This is a genomic window from Buttiauxella sp. (genome assembly GCF_049686335.1).
Lineage (GTDB): Bacteria > Pseudomonadota > Gammaproteobacteria > Enterobacterales > Enterobacteriaceae > Buttiauxella.
The window spans coordinates 198,877-223,584 of sequence record NZ_JBAVHX010000004.1; the positions used below are offsets into that span (position 1 = coordinate 198,877).

Sequence of the window (24,708 nt, forward strand, 5' to 3'; positions counted from 1 at the left end):
TCCTTCCAATCACACTATAAAGTTACACCGTAACTTCCCGCAATCAATTTTAAGACAATTCTTTACTTTCCTCATCAAGCGAGGCGGCACAAGGCCAACCCCTTAATTTCCCTGGTAATCATGAGCCTGATAATTTCCTCATAAACTGGAATCCTTCCCGTCACGTTGCTATAGGTCAAAACACCCTGCCGACACAAGGCATAACAACAGGCGACCCAACATGTCGCTATAACGTGCACCCAGGGAGACGCATAGCAATGCGAAACTTATCGTTAATTAACCGTACTTTGTCAGGCGCCTTAGCACTGATAATCGTGCTCGGCTTACTTATCTGGGGCATCGGCCCTGAAAACATCGCCGCGCGTAAAGTCGATTTACTGTATCTCGGGCAACAGCACTTAATACTGGTGTTCAGTTCGATGGCGCTCGCGCTGTTAGTTGGCATCCCAAGTGGGATTTTGCTCAGTCGCCCTTCCGCTCGTCGTTGGGCTGAGTATGTGATGCAAATATTTAACGTCGGCAATACCTTGCCGCCTTTAGCCGTACTGGCGCTGGCGATGGTGTTCATCGGGATTGGTGACAAACCGGCAATCATCGCGCTGTTCCTCGCCTCGCTGCTGCCGATTGTCCGCAACACCTACTCAGGTTTGTGCGGAGTTCCGTCTTCGCTTATCGAAGCGGCTAATGGGATTGGCATGACGAAATGGCAGCGCTTGCGTCAGGTCGAGTTACCCAACGCGTGGCCGGTCATGTTATCTGGGATCCGCATTGCCACGGCGATTAACGTCGGTACCGCACCGCTGGCATTTTTGATTGGTGCCAGCAGTTACGGCGAGCTGATTTTCCCGGGAATCTATCTCAACGATTTCCCAACGCTGATTTTGGGCGCTGCCGCCACAGCACTGTTTGCCCTGATCCTTGATATTGCACTCGCAGGTTTAGGCCGGGTTTTAAGCCCTCACACTGCGAAATAACAACAATAAAAAGGAGCAATTTATGATCCCGTTTAAACCGTTGCTTGCCGCATTAACCGCAACGCTATTACTGGCTGGCACAGCGAAAGCCGCCCCAATTGTCCTTGCGACCAAAAGCTTTACAGAGCAGCATATTTTGTCGGCCATGACCACCGAGTATCTGCGCAAAAAAGGTTTTGATATCACGCCGCAAACCAACATCGCCACGGTGATTTCGCGTAATGCGATGATCAACAAACAGGTGGATATGACCTGGGAGTACACCGGTACTTCGCTGATTATTTTTAATCACATCAATAAACGTATGACACCGCAAGAATCGTACGACACGGTCAAAAAGCTTGATGCGAAGCTGGGTCTGGTGTGGCTGAAACCTGCGGATATGAACAACACCTACGCTTTCGCTATGCAGCGTAAACGTGCCGAAGAAGAAAACATTAATACCATGTCAGAGCTGGTGGCGAAAATTGAACAAGTTCGCAAGACCGACCCTGATAACAACTGGATGCTGGGTCTGGATCTGGAGTTCTCCGGCCGTAGCGATGGTATGAAGCCGTTGCAACAAGCCTACAAAATGCCCTTAGACAGACCGCAGATCCGTCAGATGGACCCGGGTCTTGTGTATAACGCCGTGCGTGATGGGTTTGTTGACGCAGGCCTTATTTACACCACTGACGGGCGTGTTAAAGGCTTTGATTTAAAAGTGCTGCAAGATGATAAGGGCTTCTTCCCAAGTTACGCTGTCACGCCTGTAGTACGCAAAGATACGCTGGCAGCCAATCCAGGCCTTGAAGAGGCGCTCGATACCCTCTCCAGTCTGCTGAACAACGACGTGATCTCCACCCTGAATGCCAAAGTGGATATCGACCATGAAACTCCACAGCAGGTGGCGCGTGAATTCCTGCAACAGAAAGGTTTGCTCTAAGGAGGCACCATGGAAACGTTGCACTATATGATTGATAACGCGGGATATCTCGGCAGCCTGACGCTGCAGCATCTGTGGTTAGTGTTAATGGCCGTGGGTCTGGCGATTGTGATTGGTGTGCCGCTGGGAATTTTAATCGTGCGCCATAAATGGCTCGCCACGCCGGTGCTGGGTATCGCCACCATCGTTCTGACCATTCCGTCTATCGCCCTGTTTGGCCTGATGATTCCGCTGTTTTCGATGGTCGGTCAAGGGATTGGCGTTTTACCCGCAATTACCGCCGTCTTTCTCTATTCCCTGCTGCCGATTGTGCGTAACACCCATACCGCCCTCGATAGTCTGCCACCGGGCTTGCGCGAAGCGGGTCGCGGGATTGGCATGACATTCTGGCAACGCCTGCGCTGGGTCGAAATCCCGATGGCGCTTCCGGTCATCTTTGGTGGAATTCGAACCGCCGTGGTCATGAATATCGGCGTGATGGCCATTGCCGCAGTCATCGGGGCGGGCGGTTTGGGCTTGCTGTTGCTTAACGGTATCGGAAGCAGTGACATCCGCATGTTAATTGCTGGTGCCGTCATGATTTGTGTTTTAGCCATTGTACTGGACTGGTTGCTGCATCGTTTGCAGTTGGTACTGACACCGAAGGGGATTCGATAATGATAAAACTGGAAAATCTCACCAAACAATTCGTTCAGAAGAACGGCCAGACATTTAACGCGGTTGATAATGTCAGCCTGAATGTGCCAGAAGGCGAAATGTGTGTGCTGCTCGGCCCTTCCGGCTGCGGCAAAACCACTACTCTGAAAATGATCAACCGCCTCATTGCCCCGACCGGCGGCAATATTCTGATTAACGGGAAAAATACCAATGAGCTGGATACCGTGACACTACGCCGCAATATTGGCTACGTTATCCAACAAATTGGTCTGTTCCCCAATATGACGATTGAAGAAAACATTACCGTCGTGCCGCGCATGTTGGGTTGGGATAAAGCCCGCTGCAAAGAACGCGCCAGCGAATTGATGAGTATGGTGGCGCTGGATCCGAATAAATTTCTCAATCGTTACCCGCGTGAAATGTCCGGTGGGCAGCAACAACGTATTGGCGTGATCCGCGCACTGGCGGCGGATCCTCCGGTACTGCTGATGGATGAGCCTTTCGGTGCGGTCGACCCCATCAACCGTGAAGCGATTCAGAATGAGTTTCTGGAGATGCAGCGTCAGTTGAAGAAAACCGTGATGCTGGTTAGCCATGATATTGATGAAGCGCTGAAGTTAGGTGACCGTATCGCCGTGTTCCGTCAGGGGAAAATTGTACAGTGCGCAAGCCCTGACGAATTGCTGGCCAAACCTGCCAACGAATTTATTGGCTCGTTTGTCGGCCAGGATCGCACGCTCAAACGCCTGCTGTTGGTACAGGCTGGTGACGTTACCGATCAACAACCGACGATTACCGCGCGCGAATTTACGTCGTTACCGGAAGCGTTCTCCACCATGGATGACAACGATATGCGTTCCATTACCGTAGTCGACAGCGAAGGTAAACCGTTAGGCTTCGTGAAACGCCGCGAGGCGCGTGGAGCAACAGGAGCGTGTGCGGATTTACTCCACCCGTTCCGGGTTACCGGTCGTGCGGAAGACAACTTGCGTATCGTGTTGTCGAAACTCTACGAGCACAACATGGTCTGGATGCCGATTACCGACGAGGATGGTCGCTACAGCGGTGAGATTTCGCAGGATTACATTGCCGATTATCTCAGTTCGGGCCGTACGCGTCGGGCATTGAATATCGGGCAGCCGTAAATGTTTTTGTCGGATGACGCTACGCTTATCCGACCTGGAACGAACAATTTGTAGGTCGGGCAAGGCGTAGCCGCCCCCGACATAAACTGGTGTAAACGGTGGATGACGCTTGGGCTTATCCACCCTACAATGCTTGCCATGCAGCGTTTATCCCATTTACACCACTTTCCTGACATGAAAGGCATGCTACGACGGCTCATCTTCGCCGTCGGGATTGGTGTCGCTTCGGCACTGGTGGTCTGGCTGTTTCGCCAGTCGATGTATTTTCTTGAAGGCCTGTTCTTAGGCGACCACAGCGGTAGCCTGGTTGCCGCCGCCGCTGCACTGCCACCGTGGCGAAGATTGCTCACCCCCGCTCTGGGCGGGTTGCTTGCCGGTACGCTACTTTGGTTATGGCAGCGGGCTACGCGCCAGCGCCCTTGCGCCCCCACCGACTATATGGAAGCCATTGAAACGGGTGATGGTCGGCTGGATGTTTCCGCAAGCCTGGTGAAATCGGCGGCGTCGTTGATTGTGGTCGCCAGCGGAAGTGCCATTGGTCGTGAAGGGGCGATGGTGCTGCTGGCAACCGTTTTTGCTTCGGTATTCGCCCAGCGCTTCTCGCATAAAGACGAATGGAAGTTGTGGGTCGCCTGCGGTGCCGCCGCCGGGATGGCCAGCGCCTATCACGCTCCGTTAGCGGGCAGCTTGTTTATCGCAGAGATTCTGTTTGGCACGCTGATGCTCGCCTCCCTTGGCCCGGTGGTGATTGCCGCTGTCTGCGCCCTGCTGATGACGCACTTGTTAAACGACGAGCAGGCGTTGCTTTATACCGTCCGTACGCTGAGTGCCCCGTTGCCAGTTCAATATATCCTTATGGCATCACTCGGTTTACTTGCGGGTCTGGCCGGGCCTCTGTTCCTCTGGCTGATGGCGCAAAGCAGTAAAATGTTCCAGCGTTTACAGCTATCGCCACCGTTGCAGCTCGCGCTAGGGGGATTACTGGTTGGCCTGCTTTCGCTTATCACGCCGCTGGTTTGGGGGAATGGTTACAGCGTGGTGCAGTCATTTCTTTCGCAACCGCCTGCGATGCTATTTGTGGCTGGCATTCTGGTTTACAAACTGGCAGCGGTGCTGGCAAGTAGCGGTTCAGGTGCACCTGGAGGCGTGTTTACCCCGACGTTATTTGTCGGCGCAGCATTAGGCATGTTTGTCGGGCAATGGTTCGGAATATGGACGTGGGCCGGGGATGACGTGGCGATTTTGCTGGCACTAACGGGAATGGCAACACTGCTGGCCGCCACCACGCATGCACCCATAATGTCTACGCTGATGGTTTGCGAAATGACGGGGGAGTTTACACTGCTCCCCGGTTTACTGGTGTCGTGCGTGATTGCTTCAGCACTGTCGCGTTGGTTACGCCCGCAGACGGTCTACCGACAGAGCGCCGCTAAGACGGGATAAATCGATGTAGTTTGCCAGGTCGCGCTGTTCGGCACGCGGCAAATAGGGCAATTCACCCACCAGCGGCCCCGGCAGTTTCTTACTCAGCACATCGATGATTTCAGCGTAGTGTGCAAGCCCTGGATTGATGCGGTTCGCGACCCAGCCAATCAGCGGTAAGCCGTCATTCGCAATCGCCTGAGCCGTCAGCAAAGCGTGATTAATACACCCTTCCTGAATACCCACCACCATCAATACCGGTAATTGCTCCTGCACTACCCATTCGGATAACGGACGTAAATCATTCATCAGACTGCGCCAACCGCCAGTGCCCTCAATCACTACGTGATCTACCTGCCCGGTTAAATGTTGCAGCCCGTCAGACAGCAGCGAGTAGTTGATTTGGCAATTGTGGCTCACGCTGCTTTCTTCCTCGCTCAGCGCGATAGGATTGATGGCTTCATACGGCAGTGAGACAGTTGAAACACTTTGCAGAACTAACGCATCTTTATTGCGCAGGCCTTCTGGCGTCTCTTTACTCCCTTTGGCTACCGGCTTATAGCCGACAACACTTTTGCCGCTGGCTGCAAGAGCCTGCAACAAAGCGCGAGAAACCACAGTCTTCCCGACTGCGGTATCGGTACCCGTTATAAAGAAACGCGTAAGCATGACTGACTCCCAAGGCAATGCTTCAAATACCCGTCGCCTGAATTTTGCAAACGGATATTTGTCATTAGAAATTGAATAATTCAGGAGTGAAAGTCTAAAAGAATAGTGATTCGGTCAGATTGAGATAGCGCAATTTTTAGTGGATCAGCCCACAACATTACCCTTGCAGCAGGCGAATCAATAACGATCCGTTATACATTGCGTCTTTTACCAGCGCCGCGCCCGCCATGGTTCCACGGTGATTATACTGGGTACTTTCCACAATCATGTGCGCGCTGTAGGCCGGAAGCGCCTGCTGGCGAATACAGTCGGTAATCGCGGGATGCAGGATTTCTGCGGCTCGGTTGAGCGGAGAACCAATCAGGATTTTTTGTGGATGGAACAAATTGACCATAATGGCCAGAATTCGCCCGACATTGGTGCCGACGCCAAGAATTATGTCTTTCGCCAGCAGGTCGCCGTTTAGCGCGGCATCACACAGCGACTCCACGGTCAGCGGCTGTTCATGCAACATGGAACCCATCGACTGACTCATTCGCAATTGAGCCAGCTCAAGCACACTGTCGATGCTGGCAATGGTTTCAAGGCAACCGTTATTACCGCAATAGCAGCGTTTGCCGTACGGGTCGACCTGAGTATGACCAATTTCTACCAGGCTGCTGCTACCCGCGTGGAGCAGTCGGCCATCGGTAATGACACCCGCACCGACGTTATTATCAATCACCACCTGAATCACATCACGCGCGCCCTTTGAGGCACCAAACAACCCTTCGGCCATGGTCCACGCGCTGATGTCGTGTTGCACATACACCGGCACGCCAGTGTAGTTTTCGAGGATCTCGCCCAGCGGCATATCGCAGACTTCATAAAACGGCATACGATGGACGATACCGCGCTTGGTGTCGATAATCCCGGGCATGGTTATCGCAATCGCGGTGAGACGTTCGAGTTTCTGCTGATGACGGATAAAGAACTGGTCGATTTGCGCGATGATCCGCTCGATGAGTGGCTGCGTGTCTTCAATACCCAGCGAAACGGTATCTTCCACAATCAGTTTGCTGCTTAAATCATGCAGACCGAGTGAAATTTCTCCACGGCTAATGCGCACGGACAAATAGTGCCATGCTTCCGTTTCCAGCATCAGCCCCACAGCAGGACGGCCCCGGCTGCCCGGATCCTGAATTTCAGTTTCCTGCACCAGATGCGCTTCTATCATTTCACGAACAATTTTCGTGATGCTGGCAGGAGCGAGTTGCGCCAGACGAGAAAGATCGATTCGCGACACCGGACCATGGGTATCAATCAGACGATAAACAACGCCCGCATTGGTTTGCTTAATCTGATCTATATGGCCCGGTTGGCTATCAGCAACCACTTGCGACTCCCTTTATTTTCGCGCTTCGAAATAAACTTTGGGCTATGGTGAAACACTTCAACCAAAGGAGTCAAATATTTACGTAGGGTTGTGATTTACCGCACAAATTAGGACGTTTTAAGCGCCTTTTGCTACCGTTATTGAAGAAGTGAGCAATGTTGAGATCCGAAGTGCCGCAGCTGACAATTCGCGATGTTTGGGCCACACCAGCCACATTTCTGACTGCGCTTCGGGCTCTGCAATGGGCAACCACACCACTTCCGATAAACGGACACGTTTAAATGATGCCGGAAGAATCGACACCCCCAGCCCCGCAGAGACCAGACCGATGATGGTCATCGCCTCGCCCACTTCCTGCGTGATATAGGGTGTAATGCCGTGGCGCTGCAGCAGGCCGAGAATATCGTCATACAGACCGGTTCCAACGTGTGGATCAAAAAAGACAAACGGTTCGTTTGCCAGTTGTTGCAGAGAAATCATCTTACTTTGAGCCAGTGCGTGGTCGCGATGCACCATCGCCAGCAGTGGTTCTCTTAACACCAGCTTCCAGTCCAGCGTCTCCGGTAGCCGCGTATTGCGCATTAAACCCAACTCAAGTTTGCCGTCGTTAAGCGGCGCGATTTGCTCGCGAGTGTTGATTTCCTGCATCTGCAGATGTACGTCGGGATAGCTGCGGCGAAAAGTCGACAGGCTGTCGGAGACCGTTTTGATAAACGGCGCTGATGAAGTAAAACCAATGCGTAGTTCCCCGGTTTCCCCTTGATGCAGCCTTGCCGCACGCCCTGCGGCAACCTCAACCTGGCTTAAAATCTGCCGCGCATCCTGCAAGAACTGGATCCCCGCCGCCGTCAGGTTGACGCTACGGTTGGTTCGCGCCAGTAACCGGGCACCAATTTGCTGTTCGAGGGTTTGAATTTGCTGGCTCAGCGGCGGTTGTGAGATACGCAGGCGTGCAGCGGCACGACCAAAATGCAGCTCTTCTGCCACTGCCACGAAGTAACGCAGGTGGCGCAATTCGATATTCATATTTTAAACGTATCAATTGAGATTATTAATATATTAGACAGAACATTCCTGATTTTCTACTCTGAAAACAAGACAACAACCGTTCAGGAAGCAAACCCATTTCCAGGTCGGATAAGCGTCAGCGTCATCCGACATTACTTTCGAAAAAGGTGGATGACGCTCTCGCTTATCCACTCTGGGAAATCCATTTAGCAACCTGAGTAAGGATCCATTTTGAGCCGTACAACCCTCGTCGACACTGCTCCGGCAGAAGATGTTGACGACAGACTTTCAACCCAGCCGGTCACTTATATCAAACGGGGCTCGCCCCAGTTCATGCGTGTCACCCTGGCGCTATTTTCTGCAGGACTTGCCACCTTCGCGTTGCTGTACTGCGTGCAACCTGTCTTGCCGGTGCTGTCGCATGAATTTGGCGTCTCGCCCGCCAGTAGCAGTATTTCCCTGTCGGTTTCCACCGCCATGTTAGCCATTGGGCTGCTGTTTACCGGGCCACTTTCTGACGCCATCGGCCGCAAACCGGTGATGGTCACCGCGTTACTGCTCGCCTCAAGCTGCACGCTGCTCTCCACAATGATGACCAGCTGGCACGGCATATTAGTGATGCGAGCCCTGATTGGGTTATCGCTAAGTGGAGTCGCCGCGGTGGGCATGACCTATCTGAGCGAAGAAATTCACCCCAGTGTGGTGGCTTTTTCCATGGGGCTGTATATCAGTGGCAATTCGATTGGGGGCATGAGTGGCCGTCTGTTAAGCGGGGTGCTGACCGATTTCTTTAACTGGCGCATCGCGGTGGCTGCCATCGGCTGTTTCGCGCTGGCCTCCGCTTTGATGTTCTGGAAAATCCTGCCTGAATCGCGACACTTCCGCCCTTCTTCGCTACGCCCTAAAACGCTGTTTATTAACTTCCGGTTGCACTGGCGTGACCAGGGATTGCCGCTGTTATTCGCCCAGGGCTTTTTGTTGATGGGGGCATTTGTCACCCTGTTTAATTACATTGGTTATCGCCTGATGCAAGGTCCGTGGTATTTGAGCCAGGCGGTGGTGGGTTTGCTGTCGGTTGCCTATCTGACCGGGACCTGGAGTTCGCCAAAAGCGGGCGCCATGACCGCAAAATTTGGCCGGGGCCCGGTGATGATCTTCTCCACGGCGGTAATGCTGCTCGGTTTGGTGCTGACCGTGTTCTCTCCGCTGGCAATTATCTTCATCGGGATGCTGCTTTTTTCTGCCGGATTTTTCGCTGCGCACTCGGTCGCCAGTGGCTGGATTGGCCCGCGAGCGAAACGTGCTAAAGGGCAAGCCTCTTCGTTATATTTATTTAGTTACTACCTTGGCTCAAGCCTTGCCGGGACGCTCGGTGGTGTTTTCTGGCACCAGTTTGGCTGGGTCGGCGTGGCGACTTTTATTGGCTCTCTTTTGGTCATCTCATTATTGGTCGGCACACGTTTGCATCATCGCGCACATTAACGCTTCCACGGCCTCGTTTTCGGGATGGCTTTTTGCTATTTTCGCTTGCGTAAATCATCTCTTCACGAGGCACTATGGAAAAGCAAAACTACAATCACCTCACCCGCACCTTCCAGCGTCTTTCCCGTTTTGGACACCTCTCCGCCATCGCTGGCTGGGACATGTTCACCAATATGCCACCGAACGGCAGTACCGCTCGCGGCGAAGCCCTGGCTGAACTCAGTGTTTTGCAACACCAAATCCTGACCGACAAAAAAATCGCCACGCTATTGCAGGCTGCGGTACAGGAAGATCTGAACGATGTTGAACGAGCCAACCTTCGTGAAATGACCCGCCAGTATCAGGAGGCGATTTTACTGCCCGCTTCGCTGGTAGAAGAAAAATCGCTGGTCGGTACGCGCTGTGAACATGGCTGGCGCACACAACGCCCCGCCAATGACTGGCAGGGTTTCTCCGCCAATTTGAAAGAAGTCGTGCGTGTAAGCCGTGAAGAGGCGCAACTTCGTGCCGAAGCGAAAGGCAAATCCCGCTACGACGCGCTGTTAGATATTTACGAGCCGGGCATGACCAGCGCCAAACTCGATATTGTATTCGGTGATTTACGTAGCTGGTTGCCAGAGTTGCTGCAAAAAGTGGTGGATAAACAGGCGAAAGAGCCCGTAATAACGCCGAAAGGCCCGTTCGCCACACATGACCAACGCGAGTTAGGTCTGGAAACCATGAAGTTGCTGGGCTTTGACTTTAACGGCGGCCGACTGGATGTCAGTGCGCATCCGTTCTGCGGCGGTGTGCCGGAAGATGTGCGCATTACCACACGCTACGATGAGTCTGATTTGGTCAGCGCACTGTTTGGTGTGATTCACGAAACAGGCCATGCACGTTACGAACAAAATCTGCCGCGTGAATGGCCTGGTCAACCGGTCGCGCTGGCCCGTTCGACCGCAATCCACGAATCACAGAGCCTGTTCTTTGAGATGCAATTGGGGCGTAGTAAAGAGTTCCTGAAACTGCTGTTGCCGATGGTGACCGCGCGTTTCGGCAAACAACCTGCGTTTGAAACAGGCAACTTTATTGCCGTGAATCAGCGTGTTGAGCGCGGGTTTATTCGTGTCGATGCCGATGAAGTGAGCTATCCGGCGCACGTGGTTTTGCGCTATGAAATTGAGCGTGCACTGATTGATGGTGACATTGAGGTTGAAGATATTCCTGCGCTTTGGGATGAGAAGATGCAGCACTGGTTGGGGCTGTCTACCAAAGACAACTTCCGCAATGGTTGTATGCAGGATATTCACTGGACTGATGGTGCGTTTGGTTACTTCCCATCGTACACACTGGGTGCGATGTATGCCGCGCAACTGTTCAATGCCGCCAGAGTGGCCTTGCCACAGCTTGAGGCAGATATTGCCGAAGGTAACTTCAGCGCGCTGTTCGACTGGTTGCGTCAGAATATCTGGCAGCACGGCAGTCGATTCACTACCTCTGAACTTATCATCAACGCCACTGGCGAAGACCTTAACCCGTTGTATTTCCGCAAGCATTTAGAAGCGCGATATTTGTAGCCTTCTAGTAGGTGCAGCATAGTGCAATTGCTGCACCTACTAAAATTACTTCCTAATGAAAAGCTACAATGTGATGTGTAAGCGGAAACTTTTCCGTCGATGAACTGAAGAAACCACAGCAGATTGCCTGTTTACTACAACTTGAACATTCCGGATGATAGATGTTCTTGAAATCGCTAATACTTTGCACACAATGCTGATGAGCGTCACTATTCACCACACATAGTGGCAAATTAAATATTCGTGTTTCAATGCCATATAGATCAAGAAGTTTAACCGCTTTTGAGAGAGTATCTTTGTACTCCCATGGATCAATGTGCAATTCTTTGCGATTCATCTTCGCAAAACCCATGTTCTCCATGCCCATTAGAGCAACATGTTTAACAAAAAATAGATTTCGGCTAATAAACTCTGCTAATTCAACAAGATGTGGAATTGTTTGCCTATGAAGCACGACTCTTAATTCGACCGCAATTCCATATTTATAGCAATTCAATAGACCCGCCATAGTCTGATCAAATGCCCCATGACTTTGCACAATATAGTCATGAATATCAGAAACATGTGCAAAGAGTGGAATACCTGCCAACATATTTCCTTTTGCCGCACTAGAAATATCAGCTACATTTTTTTCGTAGCAGAAAGAGCGTCCGTTCGTTAAAAGATGAACAAGTGTGTCGGGCATTTGACGGGTGATATCTTCAACAATATTCACTAACCCTTGTTTCAACATAGTCGGTTCTCCTCCAGTAATACAAAGAGTTGCCGGTATATGCTCTTTTCCTATCAGATTTAGTACCTGATTTATTCTCCCTTCACATTGATTATCAACATTTATTTTTTGTGGTTTCGGTGGTTGAGGACACATAATGCATAAGTTGTTGCAAGATTCGGTGACTAAAAAAGCATTGTTCCCTGAAGCTACTCGATAGTTACGATGAATTCTGCCCTTCACACTGACTGTAATCACATCACCAGAAGTGAATATCGTATTTTCGGTGACCAAAATCACTGAGCAATTAAGGTCCGACTCCAGTAAATATCGCTGTGGGTGTGTTTGCGAACAAATCACAGCCTGGCAGGCTAGCTGGCCAATATCATTAAGCTTGTGTTCCATGCTGAGAAAAAAGAGATCATTTTCTAAAAGCCCTTTTTCCTCAGTAACCACCTTCCCGAGCAAAGGCCTTGTCAGTCGTATCGTTTCAACAGCCTGACAAAAAAGGAAAAGATCGTCCTTCGTTGATGTTTCACTGTTCATTTTGCGCCCCATTGCAACAGTATTTCTCTGGTTTGCGGATCGGCGCCTACTAACTTCTTAATAACCATCTGGATGATGCTCTTATTTTTCACACAGAACTCATCTTTCCCTGGCCGACCATAAATTGAGCCCGTAACCTGATAACGTCTCACTGGATCTGCGCCGCAGTAAGGAGAGAAAGCACAATCGCTGCAAACTGGCAGGCTATCATTCACACCTGCCGCAGCAATTCTCTGCATAACAGATCCAAAAAATAGCTCTTCCCGAGTATTTTCAAGAATGTTTCCCATACGGAAATACTGATCACCCGTTTCAGCCATCATGCGGCTCTCATCGCTCGGATAAATGTTGCCATCGTAATTGTACAACGTGACACCAAAACCTGAACCACATGGTGACTGTAGATCCACAAAGCCTGTTGCCCATGGGGTAATCAACTTCTTAAGAATCAGGGCAGCATAAGACTCGCGGAAGATAGTCCCTTGTTTATTAAGTTCAATGATGTAATCAAGGGATTGCTCATAAAAACTCAGGAAGCTAGCAGAGTCATAGCCAATTTTGTGGAAATATTTTTGTGCAAATCCGTAAGGGTTAAGTTCACGAATAAAGATGCTACGGAAACCTTGACGCACGTATTCATCAATAATTTCTTTGTGTAGATCAAGGCTTTGCCTGGTGGTTGTCATCAACGCGCTAACCTGGTTAAATGCTCCTTTGTTTTTAATTTTATTAAGGTTATCAACTAACGGGACATATGCCCCTATGCGCCCAAACTTACGATTGTGATTATGTAACTCCTCAGGACCATCTAACGATGTACTAATCGAAAAGTTATGGGCAATCATGAAATCGAGGTCTTCGTCGCTTAGCTCGCACAGATTGGTACAAACGACAAACTGAATATCTTTATCCGTGTTTTTCTCTTTAACTTGTTGAACGGCCTTTTTAATTAACGGCATCGTTAAGGTGGATTCACCACCTTGAAATTCTAATGTTAGCTTAGATGAAGGCATGGATAAAAACAGGTCAATGCTTTTATCCAGAACCTCTTCACTCATATCATAATAGATATGGTCTGACTGACACGATTTGCGAGAAGCCTGGCAATATACACAGGAGTTATTGCAGCGAACAGTTAATACAAAGATGTGTAATTGTGAAAAATTCTCTAAGAATGATTTTTTTGTTTTGTATTTAGATGCCAACAGATCTATTTGTGTGTTGGTTGTATCCGTCGAAATAAAATGTCTGGCTTTCAATTGAAAGTAAATTTGTTCATCTACTATTCTTTCTTTCGCCAACAAGGTTTTTAGTGTGTAGGAATCGAGACACAACCATTCACCATAATCTGTTGATAGAAAATATTGATCTTCATCGATTTTTGTAAATCGAAAAGGTAACAGAGTATAGCTTGTTGAACTAAACGCTTCTTTTGATCTGAATTTAACACTCATTTTTAATTTTTTCCTGAACGCTTAATTCGAGTATATTGTTCAAAAATGAGTTAATGATTTCCATTTGTTGCCCCTGAAAAGCATCACTAACACATAAATTCAAATGTATTTCATTATCGAATGTGCAACTACCCTTCAGATAATCTGAAAACTGCTCCAGCATATTTTCAATTGACTCTTGGGTATAGAAATTTACCGCCAACTGTATTTTCATATCAAACAGCCGAAATCATAATGTTGAATTTATCTTCTACTTCGCGCCCTTTTGACACCAGCTCTGCCGCAGGAGAAAAAGCTTTCCTGATAATCTCTTCATGTATTGCCTGTGTCTCTGTCAGCAAAATTTGGCGCAACTGGTTATCGTGCAGTTCTTCGAGAAATTGCTGCACAGGAAGCTCTTTGCTCTCAGCCTTATTTGATGGGTCAGCTTTGGAGTAAAAATAAACAACATACTGCTCAGTGGAAGGACTCGTTACATGGATATAATAACTATCCGTTAGCATGTAACATGTTTTCATGATCGCACGATCGCAATAAATAGCTCTATCTAACATCAGTGCAACATAGTCGCCTAAATCATTATTACCTTTTTGTATCGGACTCACATATCCCCCTTCAATTTAAAATAGCCAGCTCAAGCTGGCTATACGTTTTAACAAGTAGATCCAGGTGTGCAAGAATAATGACTTGAATGGCTTGCGTGACTTGAATGACTATAATGAGCTGCGAATGCTTCACCTTCTAGCGCAGGCTTATTAAGAATCACAGCGGAAGTGTTACCTGTCGAATTGGTATTTTTTGTTGCTGATTCATGAATAGCAGGTTTTAAAACAGTTGCATCAGTAGAAGCATTTGCTTGAATACTTACGCCTGACAGCATCGTAGCAATCACCCCTGCAATAACTGGGCCTGTTTTACTTTTATATTCCAGTTCTTCTAACGTAATTTTAGAAACTTTAGGTAGTTGTTTCATTCATCTTCCTCACGAAAAAACGACAATAGATTTATTGCCGCTCAAAAAGAATAATTTAAAATACGTTTTCAATCTTTCTGTTTATTATTAGTCGTTTTGATATAGGTCAGATTTTGAGTCACGAATTCATTGGTAATACAAGTAAAGATAGGCTCTGTTTTTGTGCGATTTCAAACTTATCTCCCCTCCCCTTGCTTTGTACATACCGTTACACGCCGACACCAATCACTCACTGACCCTCTTGATCCACAAGTTTATAGTTCATCTCAACGGCCCCGCTGGGGTTTAAACATAAACAAATTCGAGGATGTCGAGATGAAAAAAGTATTAGCTCTGGTTGTTGCTGCTGCAATGGGTCTGTCCTCTGCTGCTTTTGCTGCTGAAACAACAGCAACTCCAGCACCGGCGGCAACTACTGCTGCTAAAGCACCTGCTGCAAAAACCACTCATCATAAAAAACACAAAAAAGCAGCTACCGAGCAAAAAGCTCAAGCCGCTAAAAAGCACCACAAAAAACCTGTAGCAAAAGCTGATGCTGCTAAACCTGCTGCGCAAAAAGCCCAGGCTGCTAAAAAACACCACAAAAAACCTGTAGCAAAAACTGAAGCGGCTAAACCAGCCACTCAGCCTGCTGCATAATAAGCCTGAGGCTAATGACAAATTTCCTTCGTAGGTCGGATAAGCGCAGCGCCATCCGACAAAACGGGCGGAAATAGTGGATGGCGCATTCGCTTATCCCCCTACAACTCCTGTTTAGTGACTTTTGTCAGCAATCTGAAACACCCGGTTCGCCGGGTGTTTACTTCCGGAGCCTGGATGATGTTGCGACGCTATAGTTTTGAAATCATCCTCACGCTGCTCATTCTTTGCGGCATTATTACGCTAAGCTTCTGGCTATAATGACTTTTTGCTCCCACTTTCTGTGCGACCCGTCTATAGTTAATCCATTCGCTGGGTTTATATAAAAATCAAAATTAATCGCCCCATCAGAGAGTGATATGCGCAAAAAAGTTGTGTTGTTGTTAGGAGTGTTGTGTTTTTTACCCGCCCTTTCCCACGCTGATGACGAAAGCGCAGCTGACGTCAAAACGCTGTTTTTTGGTAAGGATGACCGCACCCGTGTGACCGATCCTGCCAGTTCTCCGTGGGATGCGATTGGCCAGCTCGAGACTGCCAGTGGTAATTTGTGTACCGCGACCTTAATTTCCCCCCATCTGGCGTTGACCGCCGGACATTGCCTGCTGCAACCGCCGCGCGGAAAACCTGACAAAGCCATCGCTTTGCGATTTGTTTCGCATAAAGGCACATGGCGCTATGAGATTCATGGCATTGAAGGCAGAGTGGAGTCGTCGCTCGGCCGCCGTTTGAAAGCAGATGGAGATGGGTGGATTGTCCCGCCGGGCGCGGCTCCCCATGATTTTGGCCTGATTGTGTTGCACAATCCGCCATCCGGTATCACGCCGTTGCCGCTATTTGAAGGCGACCGCGACGCGCTCACCGAAGCGCTTAAAAACCAGAACCGAAAAGTCACGCAATCGGGTTATCCGGAAGATCATCTGGACTCCCTTTATACCCATTCCGATTGTCTGGTGACGGGCTGGGCGCAGAAGACGGTACTCTCACACCAGTGCGATACCTTGCCGGGGGATAGCGGCTCACCGTTGATGCTGAAAACAGATAATGGCTGGCAGTTAATTGCGGTGCAAAGTTCGGCACCTGCGGCTAAAGACCGCTATCGGGCAGATAACCGCGCGATTTCTGTGACGGGTTTTCGTGATGAGTTACAGAAATTAGCCATTCAATAACTTCACCGCCCGGTATTCACGCCGGGCGGTTTTTTTAAGCCAGTTTAATTAACACCATACCGGTGAGTAATAAAACCAGGCCAATCCAGCCTTTACGATTAAGCCGTTGACCAAACAAAATCCAACCAGCCGCCACCGTGGCGATAATACCGAACCCGCCCCACAACGCGTATGCCACTGACAATTCAATACCTTTTACCGCTTGTGACAGCGCGCTGAAGGCCGCCAGTACTGCACATAGCGACATCACGCCATAACCAAAGCGGCGGAAACCATCAGAGTGTTTCAGGAAAATGTTGGCCATAATTTCCAGGACGATTGCCGCCAGCAACCACAGTGCGTGTACCCATTCAAACGATGGCATGTTCGCTATCCTTTGTTGGTTTCATGGGCTTTTCTTTTTTCGTCGCAGTGCCTGATTTAATCAGCGCGATCCCGACCACCAGCGTCGTGAGTCCCATTATTTTCATCAGAGAGACGGACTCATCAAACAGCAGAACACTGAATAAGGTAATAAATAAAATACCGATACCTTCCCACATGGCATACGCCACGCCGAGGGCGATCTTTTTAACCGAAAAAGATAATAAAATATAAGATAGCGTGATCATCAACAGCATGAAAATATAACCTAAGTTATCATCGCTGACGCTTGACCATTTCATTGATAAGGTGCCGGTAATTTCCGCAGCAATCGCCAGTGCTAATAAAATCCAATAGATCATGATTTCTCTCCTGATAGAGAAAATAGTGGGACTAAAACAAAAAAATGTGTGGACTTATTCCCTAAATAGTTCGAGTTCCAACAAGAGGACCAGACCGTATATTCCCTCGCAGATAGAAAATTATGCGATTAGGACGAGCGGCAGCGGTCAATGCAGTTGGGCAAGAAGTCGTTTGGGAAAAACAGGAGATCGGATCTAAAGCGCGTTGCGCCAGTGTTGTTCACCGGAAAGGGAAAAGGCAGAAGAAAAAGAAGGTGCTTGATGGATTTCTAACGTTTTGAACAGCTTGTTCGTAAGCATAATGTCCATAGTTTTCACAACTCATCCGCGTTGTTGCTTCTCATCAGTTGCGGATAGTAAATTGTCCTCAGTAGTTATACATACTCAATTTGTACCATATCTAAGAATGTTCTTGCTCTCCATTTTCAATTCTTTACGAAAACTAAACTAAAAATAACGGTGTATTACTGATTTGCGCCCCCGTATTATACGATTAATTAAGGAACGAATTATTGTGAGGGAGACCGTCAATAGTGGCAAAACCCATTATTACGTTAAGTGGATTAAAAGTCGTCATCATGTTGGGGATGCTAGTCATCATCCTGGCGGGAATAAAAGTGGCGGCGGATATGATCGTTCCGTTTATTCTGGCACTGTTTATTGCCATCGTTCTCAACCCGATGATACGTCGGCTCGAACGCATGCATGTCCCGCGTGTGCTGGCGATCACCATGGTTATTTCGGTGATTATCTTCTTCGTTTTGCTGTTGCTGGCCTATCTTGGCACCACTCTCTCTGAGGTGACACGGACGCTGCCGCAGTATCGTGCCTCGTTTATCTCGCCGCTGCAGGCGCTGGATCCGTGGCTGCAACGGGTCGGTATCAAAGTGTCGGTGGATGAACTGTTTAAATACATCGACCCCAATTCAGCGATGACGCTCGCGACAAGCCTTGTCACTCAGCTTTCCAATGCCATGTCCTCAATCTTTTTATTGCTGCTGACCGTGGTATTTATGCTGATTGAAGTGCCGCAATTACCGATAAAACTTCAGCAATTGATGTCGCGTCCCGAGGAAGGGATGGGTGCGATTCAGCGCGCGCTGGACAGCGTCAGTCATTATCTGGTGCTGAAAACGGTAATTAGCCTGGTCACTGGTCTGGTAGTGTGGATTATGTTGATGACGCTTGATGTACGTTTTGCCTTCGTCTGGGCATTTCTCGCCTTCTCGCTCAATTACATTCCCAATATCGGCTCGGTACTGGCCGCTATTCCTCCTGTCGCACAAGTCCTGGTATTCGGCGGATTATACGATGCGCTAGTGGTGGTTGCCGGTTACCTGGCGATTAACCTGGTGTTCGGCAATATCATTGAGCCACGCATGATGGGCCGCGGTTTAGGGTTATCGACGCTGGTGGTGTTCTTATCGTTAATATTCTGGGGTTGGCTGTTGGGACCCGTGGGCATGTTGCTATCGGTTCCGCTGACCATCGCGGTGAAAATTGCGCTCGAGCAAAACGAAGGTGGCAAACGAGTTGCCATGCTGTTGAGTGATGTGACAAAAAGCTAATCAGTCAGAGCCGTTCGCCCTTGGGGAGCGGCTCCAGCCTTGTGTTTACAGGGTGTAACCCGGTTTTTTGGCAAGCGTATCGAGAGCCGGAGCGATCTCTTTATCGTAAACGTCTTCTTTCCAACGATCTTTCTGGATAGGGGTTAACGCCACAGACAGTGATTCATCCGTTGAGTTGAAATGCTTCTTCAGTACGTCACAAATATCAGCGGCCAGCGCTTGTTTTTGCTCGTCAGTCAGTTCACGTGGAAAGTGTTTTACAGTGATATGCGGCACAGTGGTTCTCCCCTTTATTGGAAACAATATACTTACGTTAAGCGCCCGTTGGTTGCAACCGTTACGGTAGACAAATCGCTGCAAATTCAGCAAGGCTGAAACCATGGCGCGGGTGACTGACCTGCAGGCCGAATTTATCCTGCAGCAGTTGATATAACTCGTCAGCCTCATCTATGGTTCGAGGCTGCCCGTCATTAAATTGTCGATCGTTTTGCGTGAGCGTCGCGCCATCCGGTTTCTTCAGGCACATCATTAAATGATGACAGAAATGCGACTTCGGCCAGGTCGAAACATAATGATTGGCGACCTCAAAGTCTGACGGGTATTGGGGCTGTAAATCGAAGCGATACAACGGCTGCCAGCTATCTTGCTGGTGAAAACTGAGCAAATAGTCGTCATCTACCAGCGTTAACCGGTAATCACCAAAGTCGGTGGTTTGCACGACATCCGCTTCGAGACGCAGCGCTGAGGTCAGCGTTTTACCGCCAAAACCCACATCTGCTATATAACGTTGCTGATTAATCGTGATGAGTAATAAGCGATGGGTGCGAGGCGGCATCTCGGCAGGTTGCGCTATCAATACTCGCGCACCTAAGTCTTCGACCACAAAGCCGATTTGCTCAAGAGCCGCATGCAGCAATGCATTTTGCTCGTAGCAGTACCCCCCTCGCCCAGCGACCACCAGTTTTTCAAATACCGATTCAATATCTAAGTGGATTTCGCGCCTTAGCAGAACATCGATATTTTCAAACGGGATGGCGCATGTATGCAGCAGATGAATGCGTTGCAAGGTGTCGAGATTCGGTTTTGCCATGCCCCGGGATCCGATGCGCGTGAAATATGCCTGCAGGTCAAAAGCCATTATCTCAATCTCTTAAAAACGGATGACTTCACTATAATGCGTTTTTTTGTGCGCAAATGATCGATAATGCCCTACAAACCGGAATATGAGCGCTATAAGGAAACCCGCCGTGAAAACCAAATCGATGACGCTTTACGATGTGGCGAAACATGCCAATGTTTCCTATCAAACGGTCTCGCGCGTTATCAATCAGGCGGAGCACGTTTCTGACAAAACCCGGCGTAAAGTCGAAGCGTCAATGCAGTCGCTTAATTACGTTCCCAACCGCGTAGCACAGCAACTGGCGGGGAAACTGAGCCAGAATATTGGCCTGGTGACCAGTAATTTATCCCTGCACGCCCCGTCACAAATCGCCTCTGCCATAAAGTCTCAGGCCAGCAAACTTCACTTTAATGTGATGATGTCGATGATTGAGCAGCCTGATTTGGATGCCTGTAAAAATGCAGTCAACAATTTGCTTTCGCAGCGCGTGGACGGCTTGATCGTCAACATCCCACTGGAAGATGAGCAAGTGCGAGCCGTCACGGAGATGTGCGGTAACGTGCCTGCGTTATTCCTCGATGTCTCGCCCGCGCTGATGATGAACAGTATTACTTTTGATGTGACGGCCGGTACGCAACTGGCGGTTGATCATCTGGTTGCGCAAGGCCACCAGCATATTGCTTTGCTCAGTGGGCCGCCGACCTCGGTTTCCGCCCGTATGCGCCTTGAGGGATGGCAACAGGCGCTGGCGCAACACCAGTTAAAGACCTGCGCGCAACTGCAGGGAGACTGGAGTTCGCATTCGGGTTATCTCCAGACGCTTGCGCTGCTGGGGCTTAATGTCACCTTCACCGCCCTGTTGGTCGCCAACGACCAGATGGCGTTAGGCGCTTTACGCGCGCTGCATGAGTCGGGGTTATCCGTGCCAGGCCAGGTTTCGGTGATTGGCTATGATGACACCGAAGATAGCGCCTGTTTTATCCCGCCGCTCACCACCATTAAACAAGATTTTAAAGCGCTGGGAAGTGCCAGCGTCGACCGTCTGCTTAAACACATTCATGCACCGAATCAACCAGTGCAAGCCTCAGTGCTGCCGGTCACGTTAATTGAGCGTAAAACCACTGCCGCTCCGGATACCTTTGCCACGTCGCCGCAGCAGCTTGCCGAGGCACTGACGGTGCTCGCCCGACAGGTTGCGCGGCTGAAGTAATTTCTGTGAATCGCCTCACCTGAAACTGTTTTGCTGCTTTACTTTGCTGTGCACAAAAATCATAGTGATTGAAATTGTGAGCGCATCGCAAAAATACAAAGGAACCTCCAGCATGACTATTCAATCGGGTACTGTCGCCGCATCACTGGCAGCGATTCTTGGCCGCCGCGACTGGGAAAATCCAGCCGTCACGCAACTCAATCGTCTGGCCGCTCATCCGCCGTTTGCCAGCTGGCGTGATGAACAGGCCGCGCGCGACGACATGAAATCTGAAAGCCTGATAAGCCTGAACGGTGACTGGCAGTTCAGCTACTTTACGCAGCCCGAGAAGGTTCCCGAAGGTTGGCTTGAGGCGAACTTACCTGATGCCCAGACCTTACCTGTGCCATCCAACTGGCAGATGTATGGTTTTGATGCGCCGATCTACACCAATGTTACCTACCCGATTCCAGTCACCCCACCATGCGTTCCTGAAGAAAATCCCACTGGTTGTTACTCGCTCACATTTGACGTCGAGCCTTCGTGGTTAGAAAGTGGGCAGACGCGGATTATTTTTGAGGGCGTGAACTCTGCTTTTCACCTGTGGTGCAATGGCCACTGGATTGGCTACGGGCAGGACAGTCGCCTGCCGTCTGAATTTGACCTCAGTAACGTGCTGCATGTCGGGGAAAATCGCATTGCGGTGATGGTGCTGCGTTGGTGCGACGGGAGTTATCTCGAAGATCAGGATATGTGGCGCATGAGCGGGATTTTCCGCGATGTGACGCTGCTGCATAAACCCGTAACCCAGCTGAGCGATGTGCGCATCGCGACGCATCTTAATGAAGATTTTAGCCACGCTATTGTTGAAACGCAGGTAGTGGTCAAGGGTGAAATCGACAGCGCACTGCAAGTCTGCGTGCAATTGTGGCTAGGCGAACAGTGCGTAGGTGAAAAACAGCAAGCACTCGGCAGTGAGATTATTGATGAGCGTGGTGCCTATAGTGACCGCACTACGCTCAAAATCCCGGTTGCCAATCCGCTGCTGTGGAGTGCTGAACAGCCCCATCTTTACCGCGCGGTGGTGGTTTTGCGCGATAACCAGGGGGCGACGATAGAAGCAGAAGCCTGGGACGTTGGCGTGCGAAAAGTCGAAATTCATCAGGGATTGTTGAAGCTAAACGGCAAACCTTTGCTGATCCGTGGCACCAACCGCCACGAACATCATCCGGTAAATGGCCAGGTCATGGACGTTGAAACCATGCGCCAGGACATTTTGCTGATGAAGCAGCACAACTTTAATGCTGTGCGCTGCTCGCATTACCCCAATCATCCGCTGTGGTATCGCCTGTGTGACCGTTACGGGCTGTATGTGGTGGATGAAGCGAACATTGAAACCCACGGCATGGTGCCGATGAATCGTCTGAGTGACGATCCGGTGTGGCTGCCCGCGATGACTGAACGCGTGACGCGCATGGTGCAACGCGACATCAACCATGCTTCGATTATCATCTGGTCGCTCGGCAACGAGTCGGGACACGGTGCGAATCACGACGCACTCTATCGCTGGATAAAATCAGTCGACCCTACGCGGCCGGTGCAGTACGAAGGCGGCGGCGCCAACAGTGCCGCCACCGATATTATTTGCCCGATGTATGCCCGCGTCGACCAGGATCAGCCCTTCCCGGCGGTACCAAAATGGTCAATTAAAAAATGGGTCGGCATGCCGGATGAAACCCGCCCGCTAATCCTCTGTGAGTATGCCCATGCCATGGGTAACAGCTTTGGCGGCTTCCATAAATACTGGCAGGCGTTCCGTCAGTATCCACGTTTACAAGGTGGTTTTGTCTGGGACTGGGTAGACCAATCGCTTATCAAACATGACGAGCACGGCGTGCCGTTTTCCGCATATGGCGGTGATTTCGGCGACAGGCCAAACGATCGCCAGTTCTGCATGAATGGCCTGGTATTTGCCGACCGCACGCCGCATCCGGCGCTGTATGAAGCCCAACAAGCACAGCAGTTTTTCCAGTTTGACCTTCATCGCGAAAGCCCGTTGCGCCTTGAAATCACCAGCGAATATTTGTTCCGTCACAGCGATAATGAGCGTTTGATTTGGCAGGTTTCGCAAGCGGGCACGCCGCTCGCCGAAGGTGAAGCGCCGTTAGATATCGCGCCGCAAGGTAAGCAGGTTATCGTCCTCGATTCACTCCCTACCATGACGGAAAGTGGCGACGTCTGGCTGACGGTAAAAGTGCAGCACATTAACGCCACGCAGTGGTCTGAAGCCGGACATATTTGCGCCTGGGATCAGTGGCAACTTGAGGGTGTACTGCACGCCACGCTGCCGCCGGTTAACGGCGAAGCCCCGACGCTTGAAGCCAGCCCCTGTCATTTTGATATCCGCCATGGTCGCCAGCACTGGCAATTCAAGCGTGAAACCGGACTGCTGAGCCAGTGGTGGAAAGCGCAGCAACCCACGCTGTTACAGCCACTCCAGGATCAGTTCACTCGAGCTCCGTTAGATAACGATATCGGTGTCAGTGAAGTGACGCGCATTGATCCCAACGCCTGGGTCGAGCGCTGGAAAGCGGCGGGCATGTACCAGCTTGAATCACAGCTGGAATATTGTGAAGCGCAAGCGCTGGCCAGTGAAGTCCAGGTGCTTACGGTGCATCGCTGGCTGCACGACGGAAAAACCTTATTTGTCAGCCGCAAATTGTGGCGAATTGACTGCCAGGGCGCACTCCACATCAGTGTGGATGTTGACGTCGCGTTTGGTACCCCGCCACCTGCCCGTATCGGGCTGACCTGCCAGTTGGCTCAGGTTGAAGCGCAGGTGAACTGGCTGGGATTGGGGCCGCATGAGAACTACCCTGATCGTCAGCAATCCGCTCTGTTTGATTACTGGCAGCGCCCGCTTGAAGCGCTATATACCCCGTATGTTTTCCCGACGGAGAATGGCCTGCGTTGCGATACCCAGCGCCTGGAGTATGGCGACAATCTCTGGCAGGGGAAATTCCACTTCAATATCAGCCGCTTCAGCCAGCAACAATTGCGCGAAACCTCGCATCGTCATTTGTTGGTAGAAGAACCGGGAACATGCCTGAATCTGGATGGTTTCCATATGGGCGTAGGCGGTGATGATTCCTGGAGCCCGAGCGTGTCGCCGGAGTATTTGCTCGATAAACAGCATTATCACTACGAGATCAGCTGGCTACGTAGTTAAAACCTCGTCTCTTCCCAGGCAACGCGGATTTTCCGTGTTGCCATTTCGTAACATTTTTTTCTCCTTCCTCCCTTCTTTTTCGACAAAAGTGATTAGCGTCCGTTAACAATCCTGTATAGGATTTAGCGCCCGATTTGCTATGGCGCTGAATTTATAAAAATGTCAGGCAAA

23 protein-coding genes are annotated in these 24,708 nt (G+C 50.0%); 12 read left to right on the forward strand and 11 right to left on the reverse strand.

Features of this window, described 5'->3' with window-relative positions; translation table 11 throughout:
- The first annotated feature begins 257 nt into the window (after nt 1–257).
- From osmY to clcB, 5 genes are all read left to right on the forward strand, one after another.
- On the forward strand, nt 258–974 hold the full coding sequence (osmY, locus tag WBL83_RS01230; RefSeq protein ID WP_424587433.1) for an osmoprotectant ABC transporter permease OsmY: 717 nt from the start codon (nt 258–260) through the stop codon (nt 972–974).
- Between the two features lie 22 nt (nt 975–996).
- Complete coding sequence (gene osmX, locus WBL83_RS01235; protein ID WP_424587434.1) at nt 997–1,899, forward strand: osmoprotectant ABC transporter substrate-binding protein OsmX; 903 nt, start codon at nt 997–999, stop codon at nt 1,897–1,899.
- Between the two features lie 9 nt (nt 1,900–1,908).
- Complete coding sequence (gene osmW / locus WBL83_RS01240; protein WP_424587435.1) at nt 1,909–2,556, forward strand: osmoprotectant ABC transporter permease OsmW; 648 nt, start codon at nt 1,909–1,911, stop codon at nt 2,554–2,556.
- Entirely contained in the window at nt 2,556–3,701 is a 1,146-nt protein-coding gene (gene osmV, locus WBL83_RS01245) for an osmoprotectant ABC transporter ATP-binding protein OsmV (RefSeq protein ID WP_424587436.1), read from the forward strand. The genes osmW and osmV overlap by 1 nt, the downstream gene beginning before the upstream one ends.
- 138 nt (nt 3,702–3,839) lie before the next feature.
- Complete coding sequence (clcB, locus tag WBL83_RS01250) at nt 3,840–5,144, forward strand: voltage-gated ClC-type chloride channel ClcB (RefSeq protein WP_424588011.1); 1,305 nt, start codon at nt 3,840–3,842, stop codon at nt 5,142–5,144.
- Here clcB and bioD read toward each other — a convergent pair.
- The 3 genes from bioD to WBL83_RS01265 all read right to left on the reverse strand — a co-directional run bounded on the left by bioD (nt 5,097) and on the right by WBL83_RS01265 (nt 8,193).
- Entirely contained in the window at nt 5,097–5,792 is a 696-nt protein-coding gene (gene bioD, locus WBL83_RS01255) for a dethiobiotin synthase (RefSeq protein WP_424587437.1), read from the reverse strand. The genes clcB and bioD overlap by 48 nt on opposite strands.
- A gap of 157 nt (nt 5,793–5,949) precedes the next feature.
- Nucleotides 5,950–7,167 carry a sugar metabolism global transcriptional regulator Mlc gene (gene mlc, locus WBL83_RS01260; RefSeq protein ID WP_424587438.1) on the reverse strand — a complete coding sequence of 406 codons (1,218 nt, stop codon included), beginning with the start codon at nt 7,165–7,167 and terminating at the stop codon, nt 5,950–5,952.
- A 117-nt stretch (nt 7,168–7,284) separates the two neighbouring features.
- Nucleotides 7,285–8,193, reverse strand: coding sequence for a LysR family transcriptional regulator (locus WBL83_RS01265; protein WP_424587439.1), 909 nt, complete (start codon nt 8,191–8,193; stop codon nt 7,285–7,287).
- Between the two features lie 213 nt (nt 8,194–8,406).
- On the opposite strand from WBL83_RS01265, the gene WBL83_RS01270 reads away from it, so the two are divergent.
- Together WBL83_RS01270 and WBL83_RS01275 are read left to right on the forward strand one after the other, a co-directional pair.
- On the forward strand, nt 8,407–9,657 hold the full coding sequence (locus WBL83_RS01270; RefSeq protein ID WP_424587440.1) for an MFS transporter: 1,251 nt from the start codon (nt 8,407–8,409) through the stop codon (nt 9,655–9,657).
- Between the two features lie 74 nt (nt 9,658–9,731).
- The gene (locus tag WBL83_RS01275) at nt 9,732–11,216 is read left to right on the forward strand and encodes a carboxypeptidase M32 (RefSeq protein ID WP_424587441.1); all 1,485 of its coding nucleotides are present in this window, start codon (nt 9,732–9,734) and stop codon (nt 11,214–11,216) included.
- Between the two features lie 52 nt (nt 11,217–11,268).
- Here the strand turns inward: WBL83_RS01275 and hxsC are convergent, their stop codons facing one another.
- The 4 genes from hxsC to WBL83_RS01295 form a co-directional block, all read right to left on the reverse strand.
- Nucleotides 11,269–12,474, reverse strand: coding sequence for a His-Xaa-Ser system radical SAM maturase HxsC (hxsC, locus tag WBL83_RS01280; protein ID WP_424587442.1), 1,206 nt, complete (start codon nt 12,472–12,474; stop codon nt 11,269–11,271).
- Nucleotides 12,471–13,928, reverse strand: a complete 1,458-nt coding sequence (gene hxsB, locus WBL83_RS01285) for a His-Xaa-Ser system radical SAM maturase HxsB (RefSeq protein WP_424587443.1) — start codon at nt 13,926–13,928, stop codon at nt 12,471–12,473. Before hxsB ends, hxsC begins: the two co-directional genes overlap by 4 nt.
- Before the next feature lie 215 nt (nt 13,929–14,143).
- Nucleotides 14,144–14,533 (reverse strand): His-Xaa-Ser system protein HxsD, encoded by a 390-nt coding sequence (gene hxsD / locus WBL83_RS01290; protein WP_424587444.1) that lies wholly within the window; start codon nt 14,531–14,533, stop codon nt 14,144–14,146.
- A gap of 47 nt (nt 14,534–14,580) precedes the next feature.
- Entirely contained in the window at nt 14,581–14,901 is a 321-nt protein-coding gene (locus tag WBL83_RS01295) for a hypothetical protein (protein WP_424587445.1), read from the reverse strand.
- Nucleotides 14,902–15,216: 315 nt separating this feature from the next.
- On the opposite strand from WBL83_RS01295, the gene asr reads away from it, so the two are divergent.
- Together asr and WBL83_RS01305 are read left to right on the forward strand one after the other, a co-directional pair.
- Complete coding sequence (gene asr, locus WBL83_RS01300; RefSeq protein WP_424587446.1) at nt 15,217–15,540, forward strand: acid resistance repetitive basic protein Asr; 324 nt, start codon at nt 15,217–15,219, stop codon at nt 15,538–15,540.
- Between the two features lie 359 nt (nt 15,541–15,899).
- Nucleotides 15,900–16,706, forward strand: coding sequence for a trypsin-like serine peptidase (locus tag WBL83_RS01305; protein ID WP_424587447.1), 807 nt, complete (start codon nt 15,900–15,902; stop codon nt 16,704–16,706).
- Between the two features lie 34 nt (nt 16,707–16,740).
- Here WBL83_RS01305 and mdtI read toward each other — a convergent pair whose 3' ends face one another.
- The gene (gene mdtI, locus WBL83_RS01310) at nt 16,741–17,070 is read right to left on the reverse strand and encodes a multidrug/spermidine efflux SMR transporter subunit MdtI (RefSeq protein ID WP_424587448.1); all 330 of its coding nucleotides are present in this window, start codon (nt 17,068–17,070) and stop codon (nt 16,741–16,743) included.
- Nucleotides 17,057–17,434 carry a multidrug/spermidine efflux SMR transporter subunit MdtJ gene (mdtJ, locus tag WBL83_RS01315; protein ID WP_424588012.1) on the reverse strand — a complete coding sequence of 126 codons (378 nt, stop codon included), beginning with the start codon at nt 17,432–17,434 and terminating at the stop codon, nt 17,057–17,059. The genes mdtI and mdtJ overlap by 14 nt, the downstream gene beginning before the upstream one ends.
- A gap of 530 nt (nt 17,435–17,964) precedes the next feature.
- Between mdtJ and WBL83_RS01320 the strand changes: the two genes are divergently transcribed.
- Nucleotides 17,965–18,999 (forward strand): AI-2E family transporter, encoded by a 1,035-nt coding sequence (locus WBL83_RS01320; protein ID WP_424587449.1) that lies wholly within the window; start codon nt 17,965–17,967, stop codon nt 18,997–18,999.
- 45 nt (nt 19,000–19,044) lie between these two features.
- On the opposite strand, the gene pptA is transcribed toward WBL83_RS01320, so the two are convergent.
- Both pptA and WBL83_RS01330 read right to left on the reverse strand, forming a co-directional pair.
- Nucleotides 19,045–19,275, reverse strand: coding sequence for a tautomerase PptA (pptA, locus tag WBL83_RS01325; protein ID WP_424587450.1), 231 nt, complete (start codon nt 19,273–19,275; stop codon nt 19,045–19,047).
- Nucleotides 19,276–19,336: 61 nt separating this feature from the next.
- Complete coding sequence (locus WBL83_RS01330) at nt 19,337–20,089, reverse strand: arylamine N-acetyltransferase family protein (protein ID WP_424587451.1); 753 nt, start codon at nt 20,087–20,089, stop codon at nt 19,337–19,339.
- Nucleotides 20,090–20,222: 133 nt separating this feature from the next.
- Between WBL83_RS01330 and WBL83_RS01335 the strand changes: the two genes are divergently transcribed.
- The gene (locus tag WBL83_RS01335; RefSeq protein ID WP_424587452.1) at nt 20,223–21,329 is read left to right on the forward strand and encodes a LacI family DNA-binding transcriptional regulator; all 1,107 of its coding nucleotides are present in this window, start codon (nt 20,223–20,225) and stop codon (nt 21,327–21,329) included.
- Nucleotides 21,330–21,441: 112 nt separating this feature from the next.
- Entirely contained in the window at nt 21,442–24,537 is a 3,096-nt protein-coding gene (locus tag WBL83_RS01340) for a beta-galactosidase (RefSeq protein ID WP_424587453.1), read from the forward strand.
- Nucleotides 24,538–24,708 lie beyond the last annotated feature (171 nt).